Annotated in this window: 24 protein-coding genes; 8 read left to right on the forward strand and 16 right to left on the reverse strand. The window is 58.9% G+C overall.

Annotated features, from left to right (window positions below):
* Positions 1-23: 23 nt before the first annotated feature.
* Positions 24-2,732, reverse strand: coding sequence for a magnesium-translocating P-type ATPase (mgtA, locus tag FHW76_RS20535; RefSeq protein WP_080783190.1), 2,709 nt, complete (start codon positions 2,730-2,732; stop codon positions 24-26).
* A 145-nt stretch (positions 2,733-2,877) separates the two neighbouring features.
* Positions 2,878-2,997, reverse strand: coding sequence for a mgtA regulatory leader peptide MgtL (gene mgtL / locus FHW76_RS26710; protein ID WP_353074613.1), 120 nt, complete (start codon positions 2,995-2,997; stop codon positions 2,878-2,880).
* A gap of 113 nt (positions 2,998-3,110) precedes the next feature.
* Between mgtL and treR the strand changes: the two genes are divergently transcribed.
* The 5 genes from treR (at position 3,111) to nrdG (ending at position 10,552) form a co-directional block, all read left to right on the forward strand.
* Complete coding sequence (gene treR / locus FHW76_RS20540; protein WP_183476946.1) at positions 3,111-4,058, forward strand: trehalose operon repressor TreR; 948 nt, start codon at positions 3,111-3,113, stop codon at positions 4,056-4,058.
* A 130-nt stretch (positions 4,059-4,188) separates the two neighbouring features.
* On the forward strand, positions 4,189-5,607 hold the full coding sequence (treB, locus tag FHW76_RS20545; RefSeq protein WP_008807131.1) for a PTS trehalose transporter subunit IIBC: 1,419 nt from the start codon (positions 4,189-4,191) through the stop codon (positions 5,605-5,607).
* 51 nt (positions 5,608-5,658) lie between these two features.
* Positions 5,659-7,314 (forward strand): alpha,alpha-phosphotrehalase, encoded by a 1,656-nt coding sequence (treC, locus tag FHW76_RS20550; RefSeq protein WP_008807132.1) that lies wholly within the window; start codon positions 5,659-5,661, stop codon positions 7,312-7,314.
* 385 nt (positions 7,315-7,699) lie between these two features.
* On the forward strand, positions 7,700-9,838 hold the full coding sequence (gene nrdD, locus FHW76_RS20555; protein WP_012543083.1) for an anaerobic ribonucleoside-triphosphate reductase: 2,139 nt from the start codon (positions 7,700-7,702) through the stop codon (positions 9,836-9,838).
* 249 nt (positions 9,839-10,087) lie between these two features.
* Positions 10,088-10,552 carry an anaerobic ribonucleoside-triphosphate reductase-activating protein gene (gene nrdG / locus FHW76_RS20560; protein WP_022065402.1) on the forward strand — a complete coding sequence of 155 codons (465 nt, stop codon included), beginning with the start codon at positions 10,088-10,090 and terminating at the stop codon, positions 10,550-10,552.
* A gap of 17 nt (positions 10,553-10,569) precedes the next feature.
* On the opposite strand, the gene FHW76_RS20565 is transcribed toward nrdG, so the two are convergent.
* The 10 genes from FHW76_RS20565 to FHW76_RS20610 all read right to left on the reverse strand — a co-directional run bounded on the left by FHW76_RS20565 (position 10,570) and on the right by FHW76_RS20610 (position 19,338).
* On the reverse strand, positions 10,570-12,480 hold the full coding sequence (locus tag FHW76_RS20565) for a transcription antiterminator (RefSeq protein WP_183476948.1): 1,911 nt from the start codon (positions 12,478-12,480) through the stop codon (positions 10,570-10,572).
* A 22-nt stretch (positions 12,481-12,502) separates the two neighbouring features.
* Positions 12,503-13,657, reverse strand: coding sequence for a lactonase family protein (locus FHW76_RS20570; RefSeq protein WP_183476950.1), 1,155 nt, complete (start codon positions 13,655-13,657; stop codon positions 12,503-12,505).
* A gap of 125 nt (positions 13,658-13,782) precedes the next feature.
* Entirely contained in the window at positions 13,783-14,523 is a 741-nt protein-coding gene (gene dagF / locus FHW76_RS20575) for a 2-dehydro-3-deoxy-phosphogluconate aldolase (protein ID WP_008807137.1), read from the reverse strand.
* Positions 14,520-15,638: a DgaE family pyridoxal phosphate-dependent ammonia lyase gene (locus FHW76_RS20580; RefSeq protein ID WP_183476952.1), complete on the reverse strand. Its 1,119-nt coding sequence runs from the start codon at positions 15,636-15,638 to the stop codon at positions 14,520-14,522. Before FHW76_RS20580 ends, dagF begins: the two co-directional genes overlap by 4 nt.
* Positions 15,622-16,755 (reverse strand): amidohydrolase/deacetylase family metallohydrolase, encoded by a 1,134-nt coding sequence (locus tag FHW76_RS20585; protein ID WP_012969089.1) that lies wholly within the window; start codon positions 16,753-16,755, stop codon positions 15,622-15,624. The genes FHW76_RS20580 and FHW76_RS20585 overlap by 17 nt, the downstream gene beginning before the upstream one ends.
* Positions 16,756-16,868: 113 nt before the next feature.
* Positions 16,869-17,513 (reverse strand): DUF4310 family protein, encoded by a 645-nt coding sequence (locus FHW76_RS20590; RefSeq protein ID WP_004152267.1) that lies wholly within the window; start codon positions 17,511-17,513, stop codon positions 16,869-16,871.
* A gap of 13 nt (positions 17,514-17,526) precedes the next feature.
* Positions 17,527-18,303, reverse strand: coding sequence for a DUF4311 domain-containing protein (locus FHW76_RS20595; protein ID WP_002886897.1), 777 nt, complete (start codon positions 18,301-18,303; stop codon positions 17,527-17,529).
* A 21-nt stretch (positions 18,304-18,324) separates the two neighbouring features.
* A complete protein-coding gene (locus tag FHW76_RS20600; protein WP_004206503.1) occupies positions 18,325-18,624 on the reverse strand; it encodes a DUF4312 family protein in 300 nt (99 codons plus the stop codon).
* A 2-nt stretch (positions 18,625-18,626) separates the two neighbouring features.
* Positions 18,627-18,989 carry an SFCGS family glycine-rich protein gene (locus FHW76_RS20605; RefSeq protein ID WP_004206501.1) on the reverse strand — a complete coding sequence of 121 codons (363 nt, stop codon included), beginning with the start codon at positions 18,987-18,989 and terminating at the stop codon, positions 18,627-18,629.
* A 10-nt stretch (positions 18,990-18,999) separates the two neighbouring features.
* Positions 19,000-19,338 carry a PRD domain-containing protein gene (locus tag FHW76_RS20610; RefSeq protein ID WP_008807140.1) on the reverse strand — a complete coding sequence of 113 codons (339 nt, stop codon included), beginning with the start codon at positions 19,336-19,338 and terminating at the stop codon, positions 19,000-19,002.
* Positions 19,339-19,441: 103 nt separating this feature from the next.
* Here FHW76_RS20610 and FHW76_RS20615 point away from each other — a divergent pair, with 103 nt between their 5' ends.
* A complete protein-coding gene (locus FHW76_RS20615; RefSeq protein WP_012543089.1) occupies positions 19,442-19,573 on the forward strand; it encodes a hypothetical protein in 132 nt (43 codons plus the stop codon).
* Positions 19,574-19,627: 54 nt separating this feature from the next.
* Here FHW76_RS20615 and cybC read toward each other — a convergent pair whose 3' ends face one another.
* Entirely contained in the window at positions 19,628-20,014 is a 387-nt protein-coding gene (cybC, locus tag FHW76_RS20620) for a cytochrome b562 (protein ID WP_086892867.1), read from the reverse strand.
* A 36-nt stretch (positions 20,015-20,050) separates the two neighbouring features.
* Positions 20,051-21,403, reverse strand: coding sequence for a metalloprotease PmbA (pmbA, locus tag FHW76_RS20625; RefSeq protein ID WP_008807141.1), 1,353 nt, complete (start codon positions 21,401-21,403; stop codon positions 20,051-20,053).
* Positions 21,404-21,498: 95 nt separating this feature from the next.
* On the opposite strand from pmbA, the gene yjgA reads away from it, so the two are divergent.
* Complete coding sequence (yjgA, locus tag FHW76_RS20630; RefSeq protein WP_004177664.1) at positions 21,499-22,050, forward strand: ribosome biogenesis factor YjgA; 552 nt, start codon at positions 21,499-21,501, stop codon at positions 22,048-22,050.
* A 333-nt stretch (positions 22,051-22,383) separates the two neighbouring features.
* On the opposite strand, the gene FHW76_RS20635 is transcribed toward yjgA, so the two are convergent.
* Positions 22,384-22,500, reverse strand: a complete 117-nt coding sequence (locus FHW76_RS20635; RefSeq protein WP_049139579.1) for a hypothetical protein — start codon at positions 22,498-22,500, stop codon at positions 22,384-22,386.
* Between the two features lie 184 nt (positions 22,501-22,684).
* Here FHW76_RS20635 and FHW76_RS20640 point away from each other — a divergent pair, with 184 nt between their 5' ends.
* On the forward strand, positions 22,685-23,893 hold the full coding sequence (locus tag FHW76_RS20640) for an aldose 1-epimerase family protein (protein ID WP_023323523.1): 1,209 nt from the start codon (positions 22,685-22,687) through the stop codon (positions 23,891-23,893).
* A gap of 47 nt (positions 23,894-23,940) precedes the next feature.
* On the opposite strand, the gene FHW76_RS20645 is transcribed toward FHW76_RS20640, so the two are convergent.
* The gene (locus tag FHW76_RS20645; RefSeq protein WP_008807143.1) at positions 23,941-24,468 is read right to left on the reverse strand and encodes a GNAT family N-acetyltransferase; all 528 of its coding nucleotides are present in this window, start codon (positions 24,466-24,468) and stop codon (positions 23,941-23,943) included.
* Positions 24,469-24,480: the final 12 nt, after the last annotated feature.

The raw sequence follows: 24,480 nt of genomic DNA on the forward strand, positions 1-24,480 counted from the left end.
TGGCTCATCCGAAAATGCGCCCTTCACTGCCAGCCGTAGCGACGGCTGTAGAAACCTTTAACGGTCTGGGTCAGCACCATATAGCCCGCCAGGATCACCACCAGCCACGGGAAGTAGCTGAGCGGCAGCGCCTGCAGCTGCAGGTAGCCCGCCAGCGGCGAGAACGGCAGGGCAATGCCCACGGCCATCACCACCAGAGTCATGGCGAACAGCGGCCACGCGGCGCGGCTCTGAACGAACGGAATGCGCCGGGTGCGGATCATGTGCACAATCAGCGTCTGCGACAGCAGCCCTTCAATAAACCAGCCGGACTGGAACAGAGTCTGCATCTCCACGGTATTGGCGTGGAACACCCACCACATCAGGCCGAAGGTGAGGATATCGAAAATCGAGCTGATCGGTCCAAAGAAGACCATAAAGCGCCCGAGATCGGCCGGGTTCCAGCGCTGCGGTTTACGGATCTGCTCATCATCGACGTTATCGAACGGGATCGCCACCTGGGAGACATCGTACAGCAGGTTCTGAATCAACAGGTGCAGCGGCAGCATCGGCAGAAACGGCAGGAAGGCGCTGGCCACCAGCACGCTAAAGACGTTACCGAAGTTGGAGCTGGCGGTCATTTTGATGTACTTGAGCATGTTGGCGAAGGTGCGGCGGCCTTCGATCACCCCCTCCTCCAGCACCATCAGGCTTTTTTCCAGCAGAATGATATCCGCCGCCTCGCGGGCGATATCCACCGCGCCATCAACCGAGATGCCAATATCCGCCGCGCGTAACGCCGGGGCGTCGTTGATGCCATCGCCCATAAAGCCCACCACGTGACCTTCGCGTTTCAGCAGCGTCACGATACGCTCTTTATGCAGCGGCGCCAGACGCGCAAACAAAGTAGTGCGCTTCGCCAGCGCCGCCAGCTCGTCGTCGCTCATGGCTTCAATCTGGCTGCCAATCACCACTTCGCCCGCATCCAGCCCCACTTCATGGCACACCTTCGCCGCCACCAGTTCGCTATCGCCGGTGAGGATTTTCACCGTGATACCGCTGGCCTTCAGCGCCTTCAGCGCCGGGGCGGTGGTCTCTTTAGGCGGATCGAGGAAGGCGATGTAGCCTTCGAGGATCAGATCGGATTCATCGGCGCGCTGGTAATCGCCCTCGCGCGCCGGCAGGTATTTGGTTGCTACCGCCACCACCCGCAGTCCCTGACGGTTCAGAGTATCGGTGACCCGACGGATGCGGCGCAGCATGGTGTCGTCCAGCGGTACGATTTCGCCGTTGTAGCGCACCTGGGTCGAGACGTTAAGGATCTCCTGCAACGCCCCTTTACAGATCAGCTGATGCGCGTCGTCCTGCTCTTTTACCACCACCGACATGCGGCGGCGTTCGAAGTCGAACGGGATCTCATCCACCTTTTGCCAGCGCTCTGCGAGGCCGCGGGCGGCCTCCAGCTCCACGCCTTCCAGCACCGCGGTATCGAGCAGGTTTTTCAGCCCGGTCTGGTAATGGCTGTTGAGCCAGGCGGTATGCAGCACTCTCTCGCTGGACTTACCGGAGACATCGGTGTGGTTCTCCAGCACGATCTTGTCCTGAGTCAGGGTGCCGGTTTTATCAGTGCAGAGAATATCCATCGCGCCAAAGTTCTGAATGGCGTCGAGGTGTTTGACGATCACTTTTTGTTTCGACAGCTTCACCGCCCCGCGCGCCAGCGTCGAGGTGACGATCATCGGCAGCATCTCCGGCGTCAGGCCGACCGCCACCGACAGTGCAAACAGCGCCGCTTCCCACCAGTCGCCTTTGGTGTAGCCATTAATCAATAGCACCACCGGGGCCATCACCAGCATAAAGCGGATCAGCAGCATGCTGACCCGGCTGATACCTTTCTGGAAGGCGTTCGGCTCGCTTTCCTGCTCGCTGACGCGCCCGGCCAGCTGGCCAAACCAGGTGTTGCCGCCGGTGGCGTAGACGATAGCCTGCGCCGAGCCGCTCACCACGTTGGTCCCCATAAAGCACAGGGTGTCGCATTCCAGCGGGTTCTGCTGCAGCGGGTCGCGGCTGCGCGCGACTTTCTCTACCGGCAGCGATTCGCCGGTCAGCGAGGCCTGAGCGACAAACAGATCGCGCGCCTGAATAATGCGCAGGTCCGCCGGGATCATATCTCCCGCCGACAGCTTGACGATATCTCCTGGCACCAGTTGGTCGATAGGCAGTTCAAGCCAGCGGCTCTCCCCCTGCTCGTTCACCACCCGCAGCACCGTGGCGGTATTGCTGACCATCGCCTTTAGCGCATCCGCCGCTTTGGTCGAGCGCGCTTCCTGGATGAAGTTAAGCAGCGTCGAGATGCCGACCATCAGCGCGATAACGCCCGCGGCGAACAGATCTTCGGTGGAATAGGAGACGATGCCGAGCACCGTCAGCAGCAGGTTGAACGGGTTGCGATAGCAGGTCCACAGATGCACCCACCACGGCGAGGGCTTCTGCGCCGGGATCTGATTGTCACCATGTTTGAGGATCTTTGCCGCCACTTCGCCTTCATTGAGCCCTTCAGGGTGGCTGTCAAAGGCACGCCAGATCTCCTGGTCATCCATCGCCGCAACGTCCAGGCAGCGCTTGCCGAGCGAGTCCGGGATCGGCACGCTGGTCAGGTTACGGGCATCAGGCAGCGGATCGCGCTGGACCAAACGGCGTGGCAGATGGCGGCTAAGCTGCGCGAACAGCTGCCGGGTATAATTTTTCAACATAAACAGTCCCTCCGCGCTCGCGCGAGCGAACGCAGCGTCGCCAACAGGCGTAGCAAAGCCTACCTGTCAGGCATGTAATTTTTATGGCAGGGACATCAAGGACATCACTGCTTTACGCTTTCCGGTAAAGCAGTGTTAAACAGGCTTACCGGAAAGAAAGGTTGCTCCATCGAGGATGAGGAGTGGGATCGGGGTCCATAAATTCTCCGGTAAGTGAATATAAACGGCGCGGATTATAGCGCGCTCGTTGAGACATGTGTGGCATTTATGGCGATGATAAGCCCGCGCAACTAAACCGAACGTAAACCAGACTTTGCTCATTGCGGTTTGGTTGAGTAGCATTAGGCTCACTTCTACCATCCCTGACGAGAATTCCGCATGCAGAACCGGCTGACCATCAAAGATATTGCGCGTTTAAGCGGCGTAGGAAAATCGACGGTATCCCGCGTCCTTAACAACGAGAGCGGGGTCAGCGAACGGACCCGCGAGCGCGTCGAAGCGGTGATGCAGCAGCACGGTTTCTCACCCTCCCGCTCCGCCCGCGCCATGCGCGGCCAGAGCGATAAAGTGGTGGCGATTATCGTCACCCGTCTGGATTCCCTGTCGGAAAACCTTGCCGTGCAGACCATGCTGCCCGCCTTTTATGAACAGGGTTACGATCCGATTATGATGGAGAGTCAGTTCTCCCCGGGACTGGTGGAAGAGCATCTCGGCATGCTCGCCCGGCGTAATATTGACGGCGTAGTGCTGTTCGGATTTACCGGCATTGATGAGGCGATGCTCGCCCCCTGGCGCGATACGCTGGTGCTGATGGCCCGCGACGCCCCCGGTTTCGCCTCGGTGTGCTATGACGACGAAGGCGCCATCACGCTGCTGATGCAGCGGCTCTACGATCGCGGACATCGCCACATCAGTTTTCTTGGCGTCCCGCACAGCGACGTCACCACCGGCGAGCGCCGCCATCTCGCCTACCTCGCCTTCTGTAAAAAGCATCGCCTGACGCCCACCGCCGCTCTGCCGGGCTTGGGCATGAAGCAGGGGTATGACACCGTCGCCAGCGTGCTGACGGCCGAAACCAGCGCCCTGGTCTGCGCGACGGATACCCTCGCCCTCGGCGCCAGCAAGTACCTTCAGCAGCAGGGCCGCGCTGCGCTGCAGCTCGCCAGCGTCGGTAGCACGCCGCTAATGAAGTTTCTCCACCCGGAAATCTTGACCGTCGATCCCGGCTATGCCGAGTCCGGACGCCGGGCCGCCCGGCAGTTGATCGAGCAGATCACCGGCAGCGTCGAACCCCGCCAGATCGTGATTCCCGCCGCCCTGAATTAATCTCGTTCGGACGATTTATGTGATCGTCGCCGGGTTTCGGGAACGTTCCCATTTTGCAAAGCAAACGAAACGGTTAGGATGCCCTCAAGGTAAAAACGGCATCTCTCCCCTCTGTTTTTGAGGCTTCATCATGAGCAAAGTAAACCAGCAGGACATCGATAAACTGATCGAACTGGTGGGCGGGCGCGGCAACATCGCCACCGTCAGCCACTGTATTACCCGTTTGCGCTTTGTGCTGAACGACCCGGCCATCGCCAAACCAAAAGAGATTGAACAGCTGCGCATGGTGAAGGGATGCTTCACTAACGCCGGTCAGTTCCAGGTGGTCATCGGCACCGAGGTGGGCGATTACTACAAGGCCCTGCTGGCTACCACCGGCCAGACCTCCGCCGATAAAGAGCAGGTCAAGCAGGCCGCGCGGCAAAATATGAAGTGGCATGAGCAGTTGATCTCGCACTTTGCCGAGATCTTCTTCCCGCTGCTGCCGGCGCTAATCAGTGGCGGTCTGATCCTGGGTTTCCGTAACGTCATCGGCGACTTACCCATGAGCAACGGCCAGACGCTGGCTCAGATGCACCCGTCGCTGAAAACCATCTATGACTTCCTGTGGCTGATTGGCGAGGCGATCTTCTTCTATCTGCCGGTGGGGATCTGCTGGTCAGCGGTGAAGAAGATGGGCGGCACGCCGATCCTCGGGATCGTTCTTGGCGTCACCCTGGTTTCCCCGCAGCTGATGAACGCCTATCTCCTCGGCCAGCAGGTGCCGGAGGTGTGGAACTTCGGCCTGTTTACGATTGCCAAAGTCGGCTACCAGGCGCAGGTGATCCCGGCCCTGCTGGCGGGCCTGACGCTCGGCTTTATCGAGACGCGCCTCAAGCGCATCGTGCCTGACTACCTCTACCTGGTCATTGTCCCGGTCTGCTCGCTGATCCTCGCGGTGTTCCTCGCGCACGCCATTATCGGTCCGTTCGGCCGCCTGATCGGCGACGGCGTGGCCTTCGCGGTACGCCATCTGTTAACCGGCAGCTTCGCGCCAATCGGCGCCGCGCTGTTCGGCTTCCTCTACGCGCCGCTGGTGATTACCGGTGTCCACCAGACCACCCTCGCTATCGATATGCAGATGATCCAGAGCATGGGCGGCACCCCGGTGTGGCCACTGATTGCGCTGTCCAACATTGCCCAGGCGTCGGCGGTGGTCGGCATCATCATTGCCAGCCGTAAACAGAATGAACGCGAAATCTCGGTGCCGGCGGCAATCTCTGCTTACCTCGGGGTTACCGAACCGGCGATGTACGGTATCAACCTGAAGTACCGCTTCCCGATGCTGTGCGCGATGATCGGCTCCGGTCTCGCCGGCCTGCTGTGCGGCCTGAACGGCGTGCTGGCGAACGGCATCGGCGTCGGCGGCCTGCCGGGCATCCTCTCCATCCAGCCAACCTACTGGCAGGTGTACGCCATGGCGATGGCTATCGCGGTGGTGGTGCCGATTATCCTGACCACCGTGGTGTATCAGCGCAAGTACCGTCAGGGCACCTTGCAGATTGTCTAACTTCTTCTTTCGGGGCGCCTTTGGCGCCCCTCGTTGCAGCAGGAAAGCACTATGAATCATCTTCCCCACTGGTGGCAAAACGGCGTTATTTATCAAATCTATCCGAAGAGTTTTCAGGATACCACCGGCAGCGGTACCGGCGATCTGCGCGGCGTCACTTCCCGCCTCGACTATCTGCAGAAGCTTGGGGTCGACGCCATCTGGCTGACGCCGTTCTACGTCTCACCGCAGGTGGATAACGGCTACGATGTGGCGAACTACACCGCTATCGATCCCTCCTACGGCACGATGGCCGACTTTGACGCCCTGGTGGCGGAGGCGAAGGCCCGCGGCATCCGCATCGTGCTGGATATGGTACTGAACCATACCTCGACCGAGCATGAATGGTTCCGTCAGTCGCTGAATAAGGAGAGTCCCTACCGGCAGTTCTATATCTGGCGCGACGGCGAACCGGACGCGCTGCCGAACAACTGGCGCTCCAAGTTTGGCGGCAACGCCTGGCAGTGGCACGCCGACAGCGGGCAGTATTATCTGCACCTGTTCGCCATTGAACAGGCGGATCTCAACTGGGAGAACCCGGCGGTACGCGCCGAGCTGAAAAAGGTCTGCGAATTCTGGGCCGATCGCGGCGTCGACGGTCTGCGCCTCGACGTCGTCAACCTGATCTCGAAAGACCAGACCTTCCCCTGCGATGCGGAGGGTGATGGCCGCCGCTTCTACACTGACGGCCCGCGGGTGCATGAATTCCTGCAGGAGATGAGCCGCGATGTCTTTACTCCCCGTAACCTGATGACCGTCGGCGAGATGTCCTCCACCTCGCTGGAGCACTGCCAGCAGTACGCCGCGCTGGACGGCCGCGAGCTGTCGATGACCTTTAACTTCCACCATTTAAAGGTCGATTATCCCGGCGGTGAAAAATGGACCCTCGCCCGCCCGGACTATGTGGCGCTGAAAGCGCTGTTCCGTCACTGGCAGCAGGGGATGCACAATCGGGCGTGGAACGCGCTGTTCTGGTGTAACCACGATCAGCCGCGCATCGTGTCGCGCTTTGGCGACGAAGGCGAGTACCGGGTGCCGGCGGCGAAGATGCTGGCGATGGTGCTGCACGGCATGCAGGGCACGCCCTATATCTACCAGGGCGAAGAGATCGGCATGACCAATCCGCACTTCAGCAGCATCAGCGATTACCGTGACGTCGAAAGTCACAATATGTTTATCGAGCGCGCAGCGCAGGGGCAAAGCCCGGACGAACTGCTGGCGATCCTCGCCAGCAAGTCGCGCGACAACAGCCGCACGCCGATGCCATGGCACGCCGGGGAGAACGGCGGCTTCAGCGACGGTGAGCCGTGGATCGGCCTTGGCGATAATTACCGGGAGATCAACGTCGAGGCGGCGCTGGCGGACCCCGATTCGGTGTTTTATGCCTATCAGCAACTGATTACGCTGCGCAAAACCCTGCCACTGCTGACCTGGGGCGATTACCAGGATCTCCTGCCGGACCATCCGTCGCTGTGGTGTTATCGCCGTCAGTGGCAGGGGCAAACGCTGGTGGTCGCCGCCAACCTGAGCCGCGACCTGCAGACCTGGCAGCCAGAGGAAGCCCAGGGCGACTGGAAGATGATCATCAGCAACTATGCCGAAACCACGCCCCGCCCGACCGGTCTGACGCTGCGGCCGTTCGAAGCCGTATGGTGGCTGCAGGCGTAAGGTACTTCTTGCCCGACAGAAACCGGAGCGTAATGCCTGGCATCGGAGGTGGATGCCAGGCATTTTTGCTTATTTTCCAGCCAGATAAATTTACATTTATCGCCAGCGCCCATCATCCGTACTCTCACCTTTTTACCTTGTTCTGGGTCAATAAAATCGCAAACATCTTTGATGCAAATCACTACATATAGAACTTAAAATGCGTCCCGGCCCTACATGTTGTATTAATCGTCTATTATGTCACCATATCTTGTCGATGTCTGGCGGTGATGAGATGTGGATAAAACGGGCCGGATCTGAAGGCAAACAGCACGAGCCGTAGCGTGCAGCGCCTTCGGGATAACCTCCGCCTCTGTGGATAACCTGTTCTATATATGGAGTGATCATGACACCGCATGTGATGAAACGTGATGGCTGTAAAGTGCCGTTCAAATCAGAGCGCATTCAGGAAGCAATTCTACGTGCAGCTAAAGCAGCGGGAGTCGATGACGCAGACTATTGCGCCACCGTCGCAGAAGTCGTTAGCCAACAAATGCAGGGCCGCGCCCAGGTCGACATCAACGAGATCCAGACTGCGGTAGAAAACCAGCTGATGTCCGGCCCCTATAAGCAGCTGGCGCGCGCCTACATTGAGTATCGCCATGACCGTGATAGCCAGCGCGAAAAGCGCGGCCGTCTCAATCAGGAGATCCGCGGCCTCGTCGAGCAGACCAACTCCGCGCTGCTCAACGAAAATGCCAACAAGGATAGCAAAGTCATCCCGACCCAGCGGGACCTGCTGGCCGGTATCGTCGCCAAGCACTATGCGCGGCAGCACCTGCTGCCCCACGATGTGGTGATGGCCCACGAGCGCGGCATGATCCACTATCACGACCTCGATTACTCGCCCTTCTTCCCGATGTTCAACTGCATGCTGATCGATCTGAAAGGGATGCTGACTCAGGGCTTTAAGATGGGCAACGCGGAGATCGAGCCGCCGAAGTCTATCTCTACCGCCACCGCGGTGACGGCGCAGATCATCGCCCAGGTCGCCAGCCATATTTATGGCGGCACTACCATCAACCGTATCGATGAAGTGCTGGCGCCGTTCGTCACCGAAAGCTTCAAAAAGCATCGTAAAATCGCCGAAGAGTGGCAGATCCCGGACGCCGAAGGCTATGCCCGCGCCCGTACCGAAAAAGAGTGCTACGACGCCTTCCAGTCGCTGGAGTATGAAGTCAACACGCTGCATACCGCCAACGGTCAGACGCCGTTTGTCACCTTTGGTTTTGGCCTCGGCACTAGCTGGGAATCGCGGTTGATCCAGCAGTCGATTCTGCGTAACCGCATTGCCGGCCTCGGTAAAAATCGCAAAACCGCGGTATTCCCGAAACTGGTGTTCGCCATTCGCGACGGTCTGAACCATAAGTTCGGCGATCCGAACTACGACATCAAGCAACTGGCGCTGGAGTGCGCCAGCAAGCGCATGTACCCGGATATCCTCAACTACGATCAGGTGGTGAAAGTGACCGGGTCGTTTAAAACGCCGATGGGCTGCCGCAGCTTCCTCGGGGTGTGGGAAAACGAGAACGGTGAGCAGGTGCATGACGGGCGCAACAATCTCGGCGTGATTAGCCTCAACCTGCCGCGTATCGCCCTGGAAGCGAAAGGCGACGAAGCCGCCTTCTGGGCGCTGCTGGACGAGCGCCTGCAGCTGGCGCGCAAAGCGCTGATGACCCGTATTGCCCGTCTGGAAGGGGTGAAGGCCCGCGTGGCGCCGATCCTGTATATGGAAGGGGCCTGCGGCGTGCGGCTGAAAGCCGACGATGACGTCTCCGAGATTTTCAAAAACGGCCGCGCGTCCATTTCACTGGGTTACATCGGTATCCATGAGACCATCAATGCGCTGTACGGTAATCAGCATATGTACGACAGCGAGGCGCTGCGTGAGAAAGGTGTGGCCATCGTCCAGCGCCTGCGCGACGCCGTCGATGTGTGGAAGGAAGAAACCGGCTACGGCTTTAGTCTGTACAGCACGCCGAGCGAAAACCTGTGCGACCGCTTCTGCCGTCTCGACACCGCCGAGTTTGGCATAGTGGAGGGCGTGACCGATAAAGGCTACTACACCAACAGCTTCCACCTCGACGTCGAGAAGAAGGTCAACCCGTACGACAAGATCGATTTCGAAGCGCCGTACCCGCCGCTGGCCAACGGCGGCTTCATTTGCTACGGCGAGTACCCGAACATCCAGCACAACCTGAAGGCACTGGAAGACGTGTGGGATTACAGCTATGAGCACGTGCCGTACTACGGGACTAATACGCCGATCGATGAATGCTACGAGTGTGGTTTTACCGGCGAGTTCGAGTGCACCAGCAAGGGCTTTACCTGCCCGAAATGCGGTAATCACGATGCCGCTCGCGTGTCGGTTACTCGTCGGGTATGCGGTTATCTCGGCAGTCCGGACGCGCGTCCGTTCAACGCCGGCAAGCAGGAAGAAGTGAAGCGCCGCGTTAAGCACCTGGCCAATGGGCAAATCGGTTAAAGACCAATGCGCTTTTCCCGGATAGCGGCGCGCAGCGCCTTATCCGGGCTACTGTTTTGCACCGTCCGGTAGCCCGGGTAAGGCGGAACGCCGCGACCCGGGAAATGGCCGCATTCCTCCGTTTTCGCAAAGCAATTAGCGTCAGAGCAAGGCGGCAAACGAGGGAATCCCCGGGAGCGTACATTCAGTACGTGACTGGGGTGAGCGAGCGCAGCCAACGCGGCTATGGCGTTAATTGAGAAGCGAAAAATGAATTACCATCAGTACTACCCGGTAGATATCGTCAACGGCCCCGGCACCCGCTGCACCCTGTTTGTCTCCGGCTGCGTCCACGAGTGCCCAGGCTGCTACAACAAGAGCACCTGGCGGGTGAACTCCGGTATGCCGTTTACCGCTGAGATGGCCGACCGCATCATTGCCGACCTCAACGATACCCGCATCAAGCGCCAGGGGATTTCACTCTCCGGCGGCGATCCGCTGCATCCGCAAAACATCGCGGAGATCCTCAAGCTGGTTCAGCGCGTGCGCGCCGAATGCCCCGGCAAAGATATCTGGGTCTGGACCGGCTATAAGCTGGATGAGCTGAATGAGGCGCAAATGCAGGTAGTGAACCTGATCAACGTGCTGGTCGACGGTAAGTTTGTGCAGGATTTAAAAGACCCGGCGCTGATCTGGCGCGGCAGCAGCAACCAGGTGGTACATCATTTGCGTTAATCCCCTCCGTCAGCCTCTCAAAACCGGCTGACGCATTCCATCGCCACCGTTTTAAACTCATTGAAGCTGCGGGTCGTGGCAAGGCGGCTCATGGCGCGCTCGCGCAGGAAAGTCACGAAAATATCGTAGATCGCCATCGCCTCTTCGTACTCGCGCTTACTGATGGCGAGCAGGAAAATGATATGGGCGGTTTCGTCGCCCCAGGCGATGCCCTGCGGGGCGATAACCGTATAAACCACCGTCTTTTTGGCCAGCAGTCCCAGGGAGTGCGGCAGCGCAATGCCATCGCCGAGCATGGTGCTGACAATCGCCTCACGCTCCACCACCGAAGCATGAAACTCGGCGTCAACAAAGCCTTCCTCCAGCAGCTGCTGGCACAGCTCGGCGAACAGCGTTTGCTGATCCATCGGCTTATCGACCACCCGGAAGTGGGCGGCATCGAAGTACTTATTCAGCATCCACGGACGGGTACGGTCCACCAGCACCAGCTTGCCAATCTGATCCAGCTGATAGTCGGTGGGAAACGGCGCGATGGTCACCACCGGTTTGTCTTTTTCGCTGATGCGCACCGTGGAGATAACAAAATCCGCCTCGATCGCATCCCGCTGTTCATACTCGCGCTGGGAAATCGTGGCGGCGATCTCCAGCTGCGGATATTTGCGCTGCAGGATCGCTTCGATCATCCGTACCATCGCATTGCTGGTATCGCAGACCAGTAGCACCTGTGGTTGACGCTGGTAGCCAATGTTGTAGTGACGCTCCAGCCCGACGCCGATATGCAGCACCAGAAAGCCGATTTCGTTTTCGCTGATGGTGTACGGAGTATATTTCCCCCAGCTGGAGACCGCGGCCAGGGTCATATCCCAGGCCATCGGGTAGTGCTGTTTGATGTTATCCAGCAGCGGATTGGGGATCATGATCTGGTAGCGCACGCGGGTGATCATGGTCTTAATGTGGGTCAGCAGATCGGCGTGCAGCTGGGCGTCGTCCAGCAGGTTGTAGTTATACTGGCTGTTGATGTAGCGCAGAATGTAATTGACCAGCGCTTCGTCATCGTCGGCGCTGATGGTTTCCGGGTCGACGTCCTGCACCTGACGGGCGGCGAGATGCACGCACAGCCACTCTTCTTCGGCGGGCGAGAAGGGCTTTCCGGCCAGCCGCTGTAGCTCTCCCGCCAAATCGCGCGCGGCGTCGCGGACGTTTTGCGCCACATCTTCGGCGCTGAAATCGGCCAGCGGATAGCCTTCGCTAACGCGGCGCACCACCACTGCGCCGTACAGGCAGATAAAACGCTCACCGACATCGGTGAGGCGAATATGATACCGGGTGAGCGTCTCCTGCAGCACAGGCTCCAGCAGCGCAGGGACATCCGCTTCCAGCGCCTCGGCGCCGATTAACGGATGAATGCCGCCCTGCAGCGTCAGTTCCCACAGTAGATCGGTCAGGCAGGCGCGAATCGACACCTCGCTACCAAACAGCTTCATGCCGTGGCGCGGGCGGGTTTCAAGGGTGAGCTGATAGCGCTGGAAGCGCTCGCGCACCTCGACCATATCATTTTGCAGCGTCGCGCGGCTGACGAACCACTCATCCGCCAGATCTTCCAGCTTGATGGAGAACGCCGACGTCAGGAAGCGCACCAGCAGAAACGTGATGCGATCCTGGGCGGTTCGCGGCACGTGCTGCGTCTTCGGCGCCGTCTCCTCCAGCGCCTGAAAGCTCGCCGGGTTATCAATTTTCAGTTGATAACCGCTGCCGCGGTTGAGGATAAACTGCGCGCCATACTGCGCCAGTAGCGCATTCAGGGCGGTAATATCGGCGCGCACAGTACGGGTGGAAACCGACAGCCGCTGCGCCAGCTCATCCTGCGGCAGCGTTTCATTCCGCAGCAGGGTGAAGAGTTGCGCTAAGCGTTGGTTGGGAAATCGCATGTCAGTTCCTTGTGGTTACGGCTCAGGGTTGGGCGGATATCACCATCTGCGATGGGCTACCAACCGGCGTGTAGTCGGAGGCAAAGGTTAATTTGCCATCCTTCGGCGCCACGCTGAAGCGGGTAATATTATCGCTACGCTGGTTCATGACGTACAGCCACTGCCCCTGATTATCCAGGGTCAGCGTACGGGGGTAATCCCCACGCGTCCAGATATCCTCCTGGTGGCTCAGGCGGCCGTCGGCCTGCACCGTAAAGTGGGCCATGCTGTTATGCAGGCGGTTGGCGACATACAGCTGCTTACCATCGTTGCTCAGCGCCAGACCGGCGGCAAAGCTGGTGCCCTTATACTCTTTCGGCAGCGCGGAGACGGTTTTGCCTTCGCGCAGCAAGCCGCTTTGCTTATCCAGATGATAGAAAGTCAGCGTCGACGCTTCTTCGTTGATCAGCCACAGGCCGTCGCCCTTTGGCGTAAAGACGAAGTGGCGTGGGCCGGCGCCCGGCGACGAAGCGGCGATGAACGGCGGATCGTTCGGCGTCAGCTTGCCGCTGTCGCTATCCAGCCGGTACTGATAGATCCGATCCAGCCCCAGATCGGTGGAATAAACAAATTTCCCGCTGGGATCGGCGGCGATCATATGGGCGTGCGGGCCATTGTGATCGCTGATGGCGAAGCTGCCCTCGACGGCCGCCGCCGGGCGTTCGGCGCCTGCCGGGCCTTCATCCTGATGCTTGTCCACTGCCTCGCCCAGGCTACCATCTTCTTTCACCGGTAGCACGGCGATACTGCCGCTGACGTAGTTGGCCACCAGCAGATGTTTACCATCCGGCGTCAGGGAGAGATACACCGGCCCGGCGCCGCCGGAGGCAACCTGGCTGAGCGCGGTCAGCTCGCCATTCTTCTCAATGCGCCACGCCTGCACGACGCCTTTTTCGACTTCACTGGCGGCATACAGCGTTTTGCCATCGCGCGACACGGTCAGCTGCGCGACGTTTGGCAACGCGCTCACCAGCGCCCTGTCACGCAGCGCGCCGGTGTTGGCATCGACGGTAAAGCGGTACAGACCTTCGCCATTGGGATTATAGGTACCTACCCAGGCATAGTGGGTTTGCGCGGCGCCCGCGGCGGCGGCAAACAGGGACAGTGAAGCGACAAGCAGATGACGAGCGACAGGCATAGCAACTCCTTGATGGTTCGGTGGGATAAGTTGCCTCTCACCCCGGCCCTCTCCCAAAGGGAGAGGGAGAAAACCAGATGGTTCCCTCTCCCTCCGGGAGAAAGTTAGGATGAGCGGCAATAGCACTACTTCACTAACTGTTTAGTCATCTCCAGCAGCTGGCGCACATCGGCCGGGCGGGTGTTGCCGCTGGCTTTATCGATAATCGAGCTGTAGATATGCGGGATGATTTTGCTCACCCCGGCATCGAGAGCGATTTTCAGGATCTCGCTGTAGTTGTCCAGATCGATACCGCCGGTCGGTTCCAGCCAGAAATCGTGCGCAGCGCAGGCTTTGGCGACGGCTTCGAATTCGGCGCGGTGCTTCAGGCCGCCCATCGGGAAGTATTTGATGGAGCTGCCGCCCATGTCTTTCAGCAGCGCGATGGCGGTTTCCAGCGGCACAATGCCATCCGCCGCGCCGCTGCTCAGCGGGCCGGTGGAGATCTTCACCATTCCCGGCGTACCGGTCGGCGAGACCAGGCCATTCACCACGGTCTCATTCTGCCCGAGCAGCGCGCGGCTGGTAGCCACGCCGGTGAAGACCTGGTTGACATGCTGCGGCTGCACCTGGCGAGAAATCTCGCTCACCATCGCCGACTGGTTTGGATCGCCTGCGCCCAGCCCGACGGAGAGCGCGTTATCAATAAGCTTCGCGTAGTCACGCATATCAGCCACCGCGCTGGCGACATCCGGATAGTTTTTGGAGAGCACGCCGACCAGGACGTGACCTTCCGCCGCGTCGTAAATTTCGCGGGCGTTGTCTTTGCTGCCCGCCAGGACGTTCAGGCACACGCGATCACGGTAAAAATTTGGGGTCAGTTTCATGCTTGTTTCTCCTTGTTCAGCACTTCCGCGATGCGGCGAGCAACCACCGCCAGCTGCTGCGCGTTCACGCTGCGGACATCGGCTTCGATAATGCCTTCATTCGCTTTATAGCCGCGGAAGTAGATGGCGTATTCGCCCTGCTTCAGCGCGTTAACCAGATCGCCGGTCTTCACGCCGGTCACCGCTTCGTTGAATTTGATTTCGGCGCGGGCGATATCGCGACTCGCGCTATCCCACACCACCCGGGCGGTCACGCCGTTAAGCGTGTTGAGCTGTTCGATAAACGGCGTCATCTTCGCCACCATCTGCTCGCCGCTCTCTTTGCTCGCCGTCAGGTAGTGTTCAATGGCGCAGGTCAGGCCGAGAATGCCCTCTTTACCCACTTTCATCGCCCGGCCAATCCCCATCGACTGGCGTTTAACCCACTCGACGTACTGCGTTTTGCCGATCACCAGCCCGCTGGTCGGCCCTTCAATGGCTTTTGCGCCGCTGTAGATCACCAGGTCGGCGCCCATGCGGTAGTAGCACTGCAGATCTTCTTCCGCCGCCGCATCGACAATCAGCGGCAAGCCATGCTGGCGCGCCACTTCCGCAGCCTGCGCGACGTTGAGCATGCTTTTCTGTACGCAGTGGTGGGATTTGATGTACAGGATCGCCGCGGTGCGCGGGGTGATTGCCGCCGCCAGCTGTTGGGCGGAACATTCGTTGGCGTAGCCCGCTTCCACCAGCTTACCGCCGCCCAGCGCCACCATGGTGCCAACCGGCGCGCCGAAGTTGACGTTGTGGCCCTTCGGCAACACGATTTCGTTATTCTCAATCGGCGTAACGTGCAGGTTCTCCAGCAGCCAGTCGCTGTCTTTCACCAGCACCGCCGCCACCGACTGGGCAATCCCCGCCGACGCGCAGGAGACAACGGTCGCCCCTTCCACATCCAGCAACCTGGCGATGTACTCGCCGGTTTTATTCACCAGGTCTTTCATTTCAAAGTACTGGTTCATACCGGCCATCGCGGCTTCCACCACTTCCGGGCGCGGCGTGGAAACGCCCAGCGCCGTCATGCGGCCCGAAGTATTAATCACCTGTTTTAAATGGTATTTCTCAAAAATCGAAGGCATGTTCCGCGCTCCCTTGTTCGGTCAGATAGCCTTTGCCCGCGCGGATCGCGGCCAGCGGCACCAGAATGTTGTCAGCCTGGAGGCTCTCTTTTTCGGCATCCACCAGCAGCGTGGGCCGGTGCTCCAGGCGAAATAGCGTTAAATCGGCGTCGAAGCCCACTTCCAGCCGCCCTTTACGCGACAGGCGCAGCCCCTCGGCGGCGCTGACGGTCACGCAGGCAATGACCTGCGGCAGGGTCATGCCGATGGCGAGGAATTTCGACATCACCAGCGCCAGCGAGCGCACCGGGCCATCGATACGGTTACGGCAGTAAATATCGGAGCTGATGGTGTGCGGCAGAATGCCCAGCGCAATCGCCCGCCGCGCCACTTCAAAGCTGAAGCTGGCGGTGCCGTGCCCAACGTCGAGGCGCACGCCGCGCTGCAGGGCGCGAGTAATCGAGCTACGCAGTTCGCCGGCGGGATTCAGAATGCGGTTCGGCTTGCCGTTATAGCAGTGGGTAATGATGTCGCCGCGGCTCAGCAGATCGGCGATTTCATCGAGGTTCGGCGGGTTATTGCCGATGTGCACCATCAGCGGCAGATCGCCGTTTTCCTGCTGAATGGCCTTGGCGCGCGCCAGCGGCGTAATGCCGTTTTCGCCGACGACGCTGCTGCTCATCCGCGCCTTCAGGCCGACGATAAAATCAGGATGACGCTGCACCGCCTGCTTCACCGCAGCGGCGTCGATATTGGCCATATTGGCCAGTTCATTCTGCGCAATCAGCCCGACGCGGGAGATATTGAGCAACGCATAAACTTCCGTCGCCGCGTTACGGGTCAGTTGATAGAAGTCATCGACGTCGTCGGCGCCGGTGCTGCCGGCATCAATCACGGTGGTGACGCCGGTGGCGATGCCGACGCTGTCCGGCTCATCGTGATAAATCGGCGAATTCGGGTAGCAGTGAACGTGGGAGTCAATCCAGCCGGCGCTGACGTAGCTGTTGCCGTGCAGATCGAGGGTGTTGCGGGAGGGCGCGCTAATCTCGCCCAGCGCCGCGATTTTCCCGTCCTGGATGGCGATATCAGTCAGGGTATCGTCGACGAGGCGCGCACGGCGCAGGAGTAAATCAAACATAGCTATCTCCTGATGAAAAGGGTGAATCTGTTGCCGGATGGCGGCGTACCGCCTTATCCGGCCTACCAATCGCGCTGACGTGTAGGCCCGATAAGCGCAGCGCCATCGGGCGATTAGCTAATCGCCACCGGGAAGATGGAGCCGAGGATCATCGCGCCGAGGATGGCGCCGCCGGTGATCGGTTTCTGCCAGATGTAGAACAGCAGTGCGCCAACCAGCGAGCCAATCCCGATAGGAATCGAGGCGGTCATCGCGCTGAGGATAATCAAGGGACCGAGGAAGCGGCCGGAGGCATTACCGGCCCCCATCATCACGTCGGCGCCGTAAGTGGAATCGCTCTGGTTAATGGTGAACTTACGCGCCAGAATGATGATGTAACCCACTGCCAGACCAAGGACCAGGCCGGTGACCAGCGAGGCGGCGAAGTTCGCCACCGGGAAGACAAAGCCCGCGCCGAGCAGCAGCGCCGGTACGCCAAGACCGATACCGGTCTGTATCGCTCCGCCGATATCGAGGATCCCCACCAGCGACCCTTCGATGATGCGGGCGAACAGGAAGCTGGCGCCAAACGCCGCCACCGCGCCGTAAACGCCGGTATCAATCCCCGACTTCAGCATGGCCACGAAGGCCACTTCGTTAAAGGCGCCGATGCCGTACAGGTAGTACATGTGCGTCCCGGCGAAGACGCCGGAGGAGAGCAGGCCAACAAAGATCGGGAACGACCAGTCGGCATACCAAAAACCTTTATTCTGTTCCATTATCAGGCTCCCGTTACTTGCCGCTGAGTGAGTTGTGGATCATGTCCAGCCAGTTCGGCACGGTCAGATGGAAGGATTCGATCATCTTCATGTCGAAGCCGCGGAAGAAGCCGCTGAGGACAAACAGCGCGACGATGGCCACCATCATCACTTTAGTCACCCGGTTCCAGCCGCTCTCTTCGACGCCTTTACCGATCAGGATCCCCAGCACCAGACCCGGTACGGCGTTACCCATAATCAGCTGCGCGGCGCCGCCGAAAATCGTCGCCCAGAAGCCTGATTTCTTACCGGCATCGATAGCCGCCAGCCAGAAGATCACCGGCATCACGGTGTTCACCAGCAGGTTTGCCGCCGGCACCAGGACCTTAACCGCGGTCACCTGCAGCGCTTCCGGTACGGACGAGGCGGTGAGGTTGAGGAAGGCGACGACAATCATGCCGATGATGCCGCAGGAGATGGCCATTTTTTTCGGATCGTGCAGCGTTTCGCCGACGTTACGATTTTTCAGCATTAGCGCCGCCGCGCCCCAGTTGGGGATAATGCGGTGGTCAACATCCTGGGTGAAGGAGCCTGCTGCCACGGAAGAGGCCCAGGCGTTAAAGAAGAAACCGAGGCCAAAGGAGAAGTGGGAAGCCGGATCGCCTTCGCAGGAATTCAGCTCGCCCAGGGTTCGAAACGCCCCCATCCCCTGGGTGGTAGGGGCGTGAAACATGCGTGCCGCTCCGGCGCCCACGCCGACGCCGACCAGGCCGCCGATGATGAGCGATTTTATTAAAATTATCAGGAACATAGTCAGACCCTTTGCTAACAATCAGGTTTGCGTGACGAAATCCACTTTATCGAGATCGATGGCGGTCACGTTGACGGTGACGTCCAGCTCCACGCTGTAGGTCCGTCGTTCACGGCGCAAAAAGAAGAACAGGAAGGCCTCTTTTCGTACCGCTTCGCGCGCATGAACAACCGTCACGTCCTGTGGCTCAATACGCAGCAGAATGTGCGATGAGGTTTTCATCACCGCAGCCTGCACATGGTTCAGGGCATCGGCGAAGGCCCGTGATTTGCTTTCGCCTTTGCCGGCAACCCTCACCGTGGTGGTGAATTGCTCTTTCATACTTATGCGCCGTATTTCTTTTTCCAGGCTTCTACCAGGCGCTCGCCCAGCTCTTCTTTATCCATAAAGCCGAAGCCCAGCACGTTGCACCCTTCGTTGATGGCAGTGACGCCCTCTTCCACCGAACGCATGCCATATTTCGCTTTGTAGCCGTATTTGGTCTGGGCGGTGATGGCCCCGGCGCCGCCGCTGCCGCAGAAGGAGATGCCGAAGGTAGCGTTTTCCGCTTTCATCATGTCGCCAAGCTTCATATCGGCAGCAACGCCAGGGACGACCACAGCACGTGCGCCCGCTTTCTCAGCGCCTGCAGCGACTTTTTGGCCTTTACCCAGACGGTCGCCAATGACTACGGTGATTTGTTCCATGTTTTGCTCCTTACAGGTTTTCTTTTGCGACTTCGAAATGGACGGACAGCAGCCAGGCCTCTTCATCGGGCAGGTTGCCGAACTGCGCGACCACTTCGCGGGCCAGCGTCATTGAATCTGGTGAAATCTCTTCGAACAGGCTGGCATCCACTTCCGGCAGCGGTTCACCACTGATTGACCGGTGGGCCATGGCCCGCACGTGGGAAGTCAGCATTTGCTCCTGAACGTCGTTAGGGACGATGCCGTGACGGTTTAACAAGGCGTAAACCTGCTGCAGCATCTTGTCAGCCAGCCGTTCGGTCTGCGCTGCCTGCTCCCCTTCGTCGTGTATTACCGCTCCGTTATTCACTTCTGATACCCCGCTGATGTCTCTGGAAATCAAGGTAGCGCCGGGGGATGGGAGTTTGTAGCGAGTTGTTTTCCACTTCGAAGTGGAAAGGGAGACGGCAGGCGTGATCGACCCCACATATTCACAGGGAAAAGGCAAAAACGACGGCTATGACGTGAGATGTATCACAACAATGAGCGTGGACAAGGCGCCCGCGGCAGCGGAAAGGCCGGAAAAAGAGAGTGGAAAAATGTGATATCGGTAGGCTTTCAGGCGGGAGGCATCGGCTGATGCCTCCCGAAAAGAACGGTTAGCGGTACTTCTTATGGTAGGTGTTGCGGGTGGTTTTAAACTCCTCCGCGGCGGCCTGCGCCTCTTTCACCTTGCCTTCGTTCGCCAGCTTCAGCGCACCGTCGATCTGGCCGATCAGAATATCCAGACCATGACGGTAATCTTTCATCTCAGCGCTGTCGGCCGCTTTGCCTTCCAGCTTCGGCGGGGTCTCTTTCTGGGCATCGACCGCGGCGGTACGCATCTTATTCAGCGCCGCTTTCAGCTCGCCGGTGTCGGAGGTCTTCTGTACCACTTGCAGGTTTTCTGCCAGAGTGTCCATGTCTTCGCCCAGGTCGGCGAAGGCCGACGCTGAACCGAGCGCAAAAGCAGAGACAGCCAGCATCGCTAACAGTTTTTTACGCATTGCTCACTTCCTTTTTATTATTTAAGCAAACAGGTGTTATTGCCCGGCGATTTTCATCTCCGGCAGCAGCACAGAACCGCACTGAATGTTGCTGCGCGTTTCAATATCATCGCCAATGGTCACGATATTACGCCACATTTCTTTCAGATTTCCTGCAATGGTGATCTCACTGACAGGATATTGAATTTCGCCGTTTTCTACCCAGAAGCCGGATGCGCCGCGTGAGTAGTCGCCGGTGACGCCACTGACACCCTGCCCCATCAGTTCGGTAACCACAAGACCGGTGCCCATCTCTTTAAGCATCTTTGCAAAACTCAGGCCGCGGCCGTTAATGCGCCAGTTGTGGATGCCCCCGGCGTGGCCGGTGCTTTTCATCCCCAGCTTACGCGCCGAGTAGTTGGTCAGCAGCCACTGGGTCAGCACGCCGTCTTTGATGATGTCACGACGCTCGGTGCGCACGCCTTCGCTGTCGAACGGCGTGGAGGCCAGCCCTTTCAGCAGGTGAGGATGCTCTTCGATGGTCAGCCACTCTGGCAAAATTTGTTTGCCCAGCGAATCGAGCAGGAAGGTGGATTTGCGGTATACCGAACCACCGGCAATCGCTCCGACCAGGTGGCCAAACAGCCCGGTCGCCACTTCGTTGGCGAAAATGACCGGCGCCTTCATGGTCGACAGCTTACGCGGCGCCAGACGCGACAGGGTGCGGCGAGCGCACTCTTCCCCGACCCATTCCGGGGACTGCAGATCCTCGATCGCCCGGCCAATGGTGTAGGCGTAGTCGCGCTCCATATCGCCATCATCTTCCGCGATGACGCAGCTGGAGAGCGAATGGCGAGTCGAGCAGTAACTTTGCAGCATGCCGTGACTGTTACCGAACACTTTGATGCCGTAGTGACTGTTAAAGCTGCCGCCTTCGGTGTTGGTGATGCGTTTATCGGCCTTCAGCGCCGCTTGCTCCGCGCGGGCGGCCAGTTCGATGGCTTCGTCCGGGGAGACCTCCGCCGGGTGGAACAGGTCCAGATCCGGGGCGTCAAAGGCCAGCAGCTCTTTATCGGCCACACCGGCAAACGGATCCGGGGAGGTGTAGCGCGCAATATCCAGCGCCGCCTGTACGGTGCGGGCGATGGCGTCCGGGCTAAGATCGGTGGAAGAGGCGCTGCCCTTGCGGTTCTGATGGTAAACCGTAATGCCTAACGCCCCATCGCTATTGAATTCTACATTCTCCACTTCGCCATAGCGGGTGCTGACGCCGATGCCCGTCGTTTTGCTGACGGAGACTTCCGCACCGTCAGATTTACCTGCCGCCAGTTCCAGTGCCGTGGTAACGGCTTCTTCCAGCGTCTTACGCTGCTGTGCAACTTGAGAGATGACTTTCATTGCTAATGCCATAATGTAAGAAGGAGTTAACTGAAGTCTAACAGAGAACCGTTTTTCAGTGCGCGCCTTAACTGGTAACATTAGCCTCTTTTTTTAAGGAGCCTGAGATGACAAAGCAGCCCGAAGACTGGCTCGACGACGTGCCCGGTGATGATGTTGAAGATGAAGATGATGAAATCATCTGGGTCAGTAAGAGTGAAATTAAGCGCGACGCGGAAGAACTGAAGCGTCTTGGCGCGGAACTCGTTGACCTGGGGAAAAACGCGCTGGATAAAATTCCGCTGGATACTGACCTGCGCGACGCCATCGAACTCGCCCAGCGAATCAAAAAAGAGGGTCGCCGCCGCCAGCTGCAGCTTATCGGTAAGATGCTGCGCAACCGCGATGTCGATCCGATTCGTCAGGCGCTGGACAAGCTGAAAAACCGTCACAACCAGCAGGTTGCGCTGTTCCACAAGCTGGAGCAGATCCGCGACCGACTGATTGACGATGGGGATGACGCTGTCGCTGAAGTGCTGAACCTGTGGCCAGATGCTGACCGTCAGCAGCTGCGTTCGCTGATCCGCAATGCGAAGAAAGAGAAAGAAGGCAACAAGCCGCCGAAATCGGCGCGCCTGATCTTCCAGTATCTGCGTGAACTGGCGGAAAACGAAGGCTAAGTCTCGCTGTTTTTGCCCGCAATCGTCTCCCGGATGGCGGCGCGCTGCGCCTTATCCGGGCTACGGAACCCTGTATATCAAACGGTTACTCTGTTTCGTAGGCCCGCGCAAGCGCAGCGCCGCCGGGCAAGCTGTACCAGACTCCGTTCCCGTCGTTGTGCCGGATGGCGGCTAACGCCTTATCCGGCCTACAGAGCCCTGTATATCAACCGGTTAATCTGTTTCGTAGGCCCGCGCAAGCGCAGCGCCGCCGGGCAATCTGTACCAGACTCTGTTCCCGTCGTTGTGCCGGATGGCGGCTAACGCCTTATCCGGCCTACCTTCACCCCAGTTCTAAGGTTTGCGCCAGCAGGGATGTACCCTCCGTATCGCCTGGGGCCCCTCATCCGCACAACGATGCGTTTGTTTATAGCCTGACCTATCAAGCTGAATCGTTAAAGCTAAAAACAATGTAGATCACATATCCTGGTGATAAATACGCATTACTTAGCAAAATAATACGACTTTCATAGCATTTAACATCATCAAAACGGCCACTTTCTCACCAGGTGAGGCGCTTCACATTTTAATCACCCCCATGCCGGTAGATTTCACACGTCAATGACACAATCGATTCAGCAAAAAGGGAATAAAAATGAAAAAGACATTGGTTCTGACAACGATCGCCCTGCTGGTTTCTGGCTCAGCCGCGGCAAAAACATGGGTGCTGACGAACGCTGAAGAGGGCATGGATAAAGGAAACTGGCAGATCAGCAGCGATCAGCTGAAGGTAAAAGACCATGCGTTCAGCATTGAGCAAAAAGTCCTGCACGGCGGTAAGCAGGAAGGCAGCAAAATCCTCACCATTCACAGTAAAGACGGCCTGACCATCACTCTCAGCCCAACCCGTGGCATGAACTTACTGCGTATTGAGGGTTTCGGCAGCCGGATGGGCTGGGATTCGCCGGTTAAAGAGGTCGTCAACCCGGCGTTTATCAACCTGGAAAGCCGCAATGGACTCGGCTGGCTGGAAGGATTCAACGAGATGATGGTCCGCTGCGGCTATGAATGGACCGGCCATCCGGTGACCGCGGACGGGCAGATTTATACCCTGCACGGCAAGGCGGGCAACACTCCGGCCTCGCGGGTAGAAGTCGAGGTGGCTGACAGCGCGCCGTATGAAATCCGCATCCGCGGCCTGGTGAAAGAGAGCACCTTCAAAAAAGCCGATCTGCAGACCCTGACCGAACTGCGCTACGTGCCGGGCAGCAACAGCTTCAGCCTGCATGATGTCTTAACCAACCATGCTGACTATCCGCATGATTATCAGATTATCTACCACAGCAACTTCGGCACCCCGATTCTGGAAGAAGGCGCGCGCTTCCTCGCCCCGATGTCCAGCATCAGCCCGTTCAATGATTACGCGAAGAGCGGGTTAAAAACCTGGCAGACCTATCAGGGACCGACCAAAGATTTTGACGAGATGGTATTTAATATTCAGCCGCTGGCCGATGAAAATCACCAGACCCTGGCCGCGGTGGTCAACAAAGCGGGCGATAAAGGGGCCTCCATTCAGTTTGATACCCGTCAGCTGCCGGTCCTGACGCTATGGAAAAACACCGACACCATCAAACAGGGCTACGTCACCGGTATCGAACCGGGCACCAGCTACGCCTATCCGGTCACCATTGAACGCGAACAAAAACGCGTGAAGCAGCTGCAGCCGGGCGCCAGCGCGCAGTTTGATCTGACCTACACCCTGCTGCACGACAGCGCTCAGGTGGCCGCCGTTGAGCAGAAAATCGCGCAGATTCAGGGCGACAATAAAGTCGCGGAGAACGAGACGCCGATCGCCAAAGAGTAAGGTTGTAACCAGTGAATTCCCGGAGCGGGGCGACGCCCCGTTCCGGACTACTCCCGCCCCATCACCTCGCGCCCGAGATCCCGGGCAAACTGCTGGTACTGTCGCTCATCGATCGGCTGCGGGTAGCTCAGCACCAGCAACTCATGATCCGCGATGCCCTGATGATAGCTCGGGTGATGATGCGCCCACGCATTGGCATGAAATCCCATCGACTGATAAAAGCGCAGCCGTTTATGAGCGATTGCCGTGGTTAGCGGATCGATTTCCAGAATGGTCAGCGGCGCGCGCGTCAGGATCTGCGCCAGCAGCTGTTTACCATAGCCGCGGGAGCGCAGCGTATCGTCGATCGCCAGATGTTCGATATAACCGTAGCCGGCAAACTGCCAGCAGCCGCTGAGGCCGATAAATACGCCCTCATCGAACCACGCTTCCAGCGCGTAGCGCGGGTGGCTCAGCGCCTGAAGTTTGGCGTCGCTTTCGCGCTGCTCGTGCCACGGAAAGGCGCGCGCGTAGAGCGCGTCCAGCGTGGCGAAATGGGGCGAGTCGGTAGAACGTAATCTTTCGCAGGTCAGCATGGCACAATCCCT

Source organism: Klebsiella sp. RC2 (assembly GCF_014192815.1).
Classification (GTDB): Bacteria; Pseudomonadota; Gammaproteobacteria; order Enterobacterales; family Enterobacteriaceae; genus Klebsiella; species Klebsiella variicola.